Genomic DNA, 4,058 nt, shown 5'->3' with positions numbered 1-4,058 from the left:
CAAGCCGATCAGTGGGCGCTGACGCGCCACGAGCGCGGCCGAGTCCCGCTCCCGGGCGAAGCCCATCCCGTGGGCGCGAAGCGCCGTCATCCGCAGCCGGACCTCCCGACCCGAGCACAGCCAGACCGCCGGCAGGCGCGCGAGCCGGGGCAGGGGGGCCGCGGGGCCGGACCACGCCGCTCCGACGCCGTAAAACCGCAGCCGCCACACAGACGCAACGGGTGGTGCGGGTGGGAACACTCCCAAGCCCACCAAAGCCAAATCCGCAGCGGCACCGCTCCGAGCCACCGACCCGACCCGCCACCGGAACACCGCCACAGGCCGACCAAGCCAACGGCCGACCGACAACGAGGCCACCAGGCCCGACCACGCCAACCCCCGCGCCCCAAAACCGCAGGGGCCAGCCGATACGAGGCCACCGGGCCGGACCACGTCAACCCCGCGCCGTAAAACCGCAGCCCGACACACGCAACGCAACGGGTGGTGCGGGTGGGAACCCCTCCGACCCGACCAAAACGCAACCGCAGCGGCACGCCCCGGCCCACGCCCGCTCAAAAGGCGGCTCACCGCTGAGCGCAGGCCACCCGCAAAGCCCCCCGCACGCGCGCCCGCAAAAAGCGCACCAAAGGCACGCCGCCACGCCTGCCAAAGCGACCCGCAAAACCCGTCCCGCCGGGAAACGCCGCGAGGGCCCCCGGAGGCCGACTACAGCTCGGCTCCCGAGGACCCTCGTCACGGCGAACACACCGCCGCGTAGGCAAAACGCCAAACGCCAAACGCCGAACGCCAAGACGCCAAGGCGCTCAAGGCGCCAAAAGCGACCCAAGCGCCAAAGCGCAACTACCGTGCGGCCACGAAGACGTGTGACGCGACGTCCGGGGGCAGTTCCGCGGCTTCGCCGCCGCTGCCCGCCATCACGCCACCCGCGGATTCGTGCACGCTCACCACCGCGCCCGGACGGATCCCGGCCCGGCGCAGGGTGTACATCAGTTGTGCATCGGTCTGCAGCGGCTCGCCGAGCCTCCGCACCACGACGTTCTTGCCCTCGGGGCCCGCGCTCTCCAAGAGCGTGACCAGGCCGCCCTCCTTGAACGAGTCGGCGTGCAGCTCCTGGTCCAGCTCTTCCAGGCCCGGGATCGGGTTGCCGTACGGCGATTCCTTCGGATAGCGCAGCAGTTCGAGCAGGCGGCGTTCCACCTGCTCACTGATCACGTGCTCCCAGCGGCACGCTTCCGCGTGCACCTGTTCCCAGGGGAGTCCGATGACGTCGACGAGCAGGCACTCGGCGAGTCGGTGCTTGCGCATGACCCGCGTCGCGATTCCCCGCCCCTCGGCCGTCAGTTCCAGGTGACGGTCGCCTTCGACCGTCAACAGCCCGTCCCGCTCCATCCGTGCCACGGTCTGGCTCACGGTCGGCCCACTTTGTTCCAGCCGCTCCGCGATCCGCGCTCGCAGCGGGACCACGCCCTCCTCCTCCAGCTCGAAAATCGTCCGGAGGTACATCTCCGTGGTGTCGATGAGTCCACTCACGACCAGCGGCTCCGTTCTTGGTGGTCCTGCCGTCCAATTCTGACGCACCTGGACTCCCCTCGCGGACGTCCGGCCGAATGCGGCCCCTTCGGCTTGGTGTCCCGTGCGCTCTTTCGGGTCATCCGTACGTGTGTCCCACCAGTGTCGGCCCGGGCCCCGGGTGCGTACGGACATAACGTTCCGATATGCGAATGCCATCCCGGAAGTCGTCCGGAGAGTCGAAAACACGTGATCGGGCGCACATCCTGTGGTTGCGTCGCGATCTGCGACTGAGTGATCACCCCGCGCTGCACGCGGCGGCCGGTACGGGCTATCCGGGCACCGGCGACGGCGAACCCGCACACGTGTTGCCCGTGTTCGTGTTCGACCCGGTGTTGTGGGATCGCGCGGGGCCGGCCCGCCGCGCCCATCTGGTCGGTTCGCTGCGGGCCCTCGACGCCGACCTGCGCGCGCTCGGCGGCGGGTTGGTCGTCCGCGCGGGCGACCCGGCTCGCGAGTTGGCGGCCCTCGTGCGGGAGAGCGGCGCGGCCGAGGTGCACGTGTCGGCGGACTTCGGGCCCTACGGGCGAGCCCGAGACGCCGCGGTCGAAGCCGCGATCGAGGTCCCGTTTCGCCGGACCGGGGCGCCGTACGCCGTCGCGCCCGGGCGCGTGCACAAGGCCGACGGCGAGCCGTATCGCGTGTTCACCCCCTACCTGCGCGCGTGGGCCGAGCACGGATGGCGCGACCCGCTGCCGCGGCCGAGTGGCGGCGACATCGAGTGGGTCCACGCAGAGTCGGTCGAACTGCCGGACGCGCCCACGCCGGAGGGCGCCCGGCTGCCGGAGGTCGGTGAGCGGGCGGCGCTCGCGACGTGGAAGCGGTTTCGCGCCGGCGGCGGACCCGGTCGCTACGCCGAGCTGCGCGACCGGGCCGATCTGGCCGGCACGTCGCGGCTTTCGGTGCACCTGAAGTTCGGCGAGATCCACCCGCGGACTTTGCTGGCCGGGCTCACCGACGACACCTTCCGGGCGGAGTTGGCCTGGCGCGAGTTCTACGCCGACGTGCTGTGGCATCGGCCGGAGACCGCGCGCGAGTACCTGCGCGCCGAGTTCGCCGGGATGGAATACGACACGGGCGACGAGGCCGACGACCTCTTCGACGCGTGGCGCGCGGGCCGGACCGGGTTCCCGTTCGTGGACGCCGGGATGCGCCAACTGCTCGCCGAGGGCTGGATGCACAACCGGGTGCGGATGGTGGTGGCGTCCTTCCTCGTCAAGGATCTGCACCAGGAATGGACGCGCGGCGCGGCGCACTTCATGCGGCACCTGGTCGACGGCGATCTGGCCTCCAACAGCCACGGCTGGCAGTGGGCGGCCGGGTGCGGCACCGACGCGTCGCCGTGGTTTCGGATCTTCAACCCGGTCTCCCAGGGAAAGCGGTTCGACCCCGACGGCGACTACGTGCGGCGGTACGTGCCGGAGTTGCGCGCGCTCGCGGGCGCGGCGGTCCACGAGCCGTGGAAAGTGGGCGTACCCGACTATCCCGCCCCCGTGGTCGAGCACGCCGAGGAAAGGCTCGTCGCACTGGCCCGATACGAGGCGATCCGGCGGTAGGGTGCCGGATCCGTGTACGAACGGCGAACCGGCAACGAACGAAGGGCAGGACCGGGAATGGGCGAGCTGGGCGCGCGCTACCTCGACGCGGCGATTGCACTCCTGGAACGGTTGCGCGACGTCGAGCTGCCGACGATCGACGACGCGTCGGACCGGATCGCGGGCGCGTTGGCCGCGGGTGGTCGGCTGTTCGTGTTCGGCGGCGGTCACTCCGCGCTCGCCGCCCAGGACGTGATCTACCGCGCCGGCGGCCTGATCCTGGCCAACCCGCTGATCGCGCCGGGCAACGACCTCACGGTGCGGCCGATCACGACCTCCACCGCAGTCGAGAAGCTCGCCGAGTTGGCCGGTCCGGTCCTGGACGGCGCCGGTCTGCGCGCGGGCGACGTGCTCGTGGTGATCTCGCTGTCCGGGCGCAACGGGCTGCCGGTGGAGATGGCCCGGCAGGCACGCGAGCGCGGCGCGTTCGTCGTCGGTGTCACGTCGGTTCCGGCGAGCAGGGCCGAGCCGCCCCGCCACTCGTCGGGTACCCGGGTCCTCGACAACTGCGACGTCGTCGTCGACACCGCCATCGCCGTCGGCGACGCGGCGCTGGAGGTGGAGGGCGTACCCCAGCGGGTCGGCCCGACCTCGGGCGTGGTGTGCTCGGCGGTGATGCAGACACTCATGGTCGGCGTGATCGGCCACCTGGTTTCCCGGGGGGTCGAGCCCCCGGTGTTCATGTCCGCGAACATCGACGGCGGGGCCGCCTGGAACGAGCGGTTGTTGGCCGAACACGCGGACCGGATCTTCTACCTGAGGTGAACTCGGCAGTGCAGTCCAAGGCACAGTCCCCCGTTGCGTACGAGCGGCCGATCACGGTCCGGGCCCGGTTCAGCGGACCGCCCGGCACCGCCAACGGCGGCTACCTGGCCGGCCGGCTGGCCGCGCACG

3 protein-coding genes are annotated in these 4,058 nt (G+C 71.5%); 2 read left to right on the top strand and 1 reads right to left on the bottom strand.

All coding sequences use genetic code 11. The annotated features are described in order from the left end of the window. Positions 1–840: 840 nt before the first annotated feature. Positions 841–1,530, bottom strand: a complete 690-nt coding sequence (locus GT354_RS47260; protein ID WP_161363939.1) for a metal-dependent transcriptional regulator — start codon at positions 1,528–1,530, stop codon at positions 841–843. A gap of 251 nt (positions 1,531–1,781) precedes the next feature. On the opposite strand from GT354_RS47260, the gene GT354_RS47255 reads away from it, so the two are divergent. Then, positions 1,782–3,125: a deoxyribodipyrimidine photo-lyase gene (locus GT354_RS47255; protein ID WP_237536161.1), complete on the top strand. Its 1,344-nt coding sequence runs from the start codon at positions 1,782–1,784 to the stop codon at positions 3,123–3,125. A gap of 57 nt (positions 3,126–3,182) precedes the next feature. Next, the gene (locus GT354_RS47250) at positions 3,183–3,929 is read left to right on the top strand and encodes an SIS domain-containing protein (protein WP_161363937.1); all 747 of its coding nucleotides are present in this window, start codon (positions 3,183–3,185) and stop codon (positions 3,927–3,929) included. Positions 3,930–4,058 lie beyond the last annotated feature (129 nt).

The organism is Streptomyces sp. SID3343, assembly GCF_009865215.1.
In the GTDB taxonomy this organism is placed as follows: Bacteria; Actinomycetota; Actinomycetes; order Streptomycetales; family Streptomycetaceae; genus Embleya.
Note: the sequence above shows the minus strand (reverse complement) of the source record. Positions and strands in the feature narration are given on the sequence as shown.

What these genes read in the sequence shown, in the direction of transcription:
- GT354_RS47250 (WP_161363937.1), top strand. Translation starts at nt 3,183, where the DNA reads ATGGGCGAGCTGGGCGCGCGCTACCTCGACGCGGCGATTGCACTCCTG.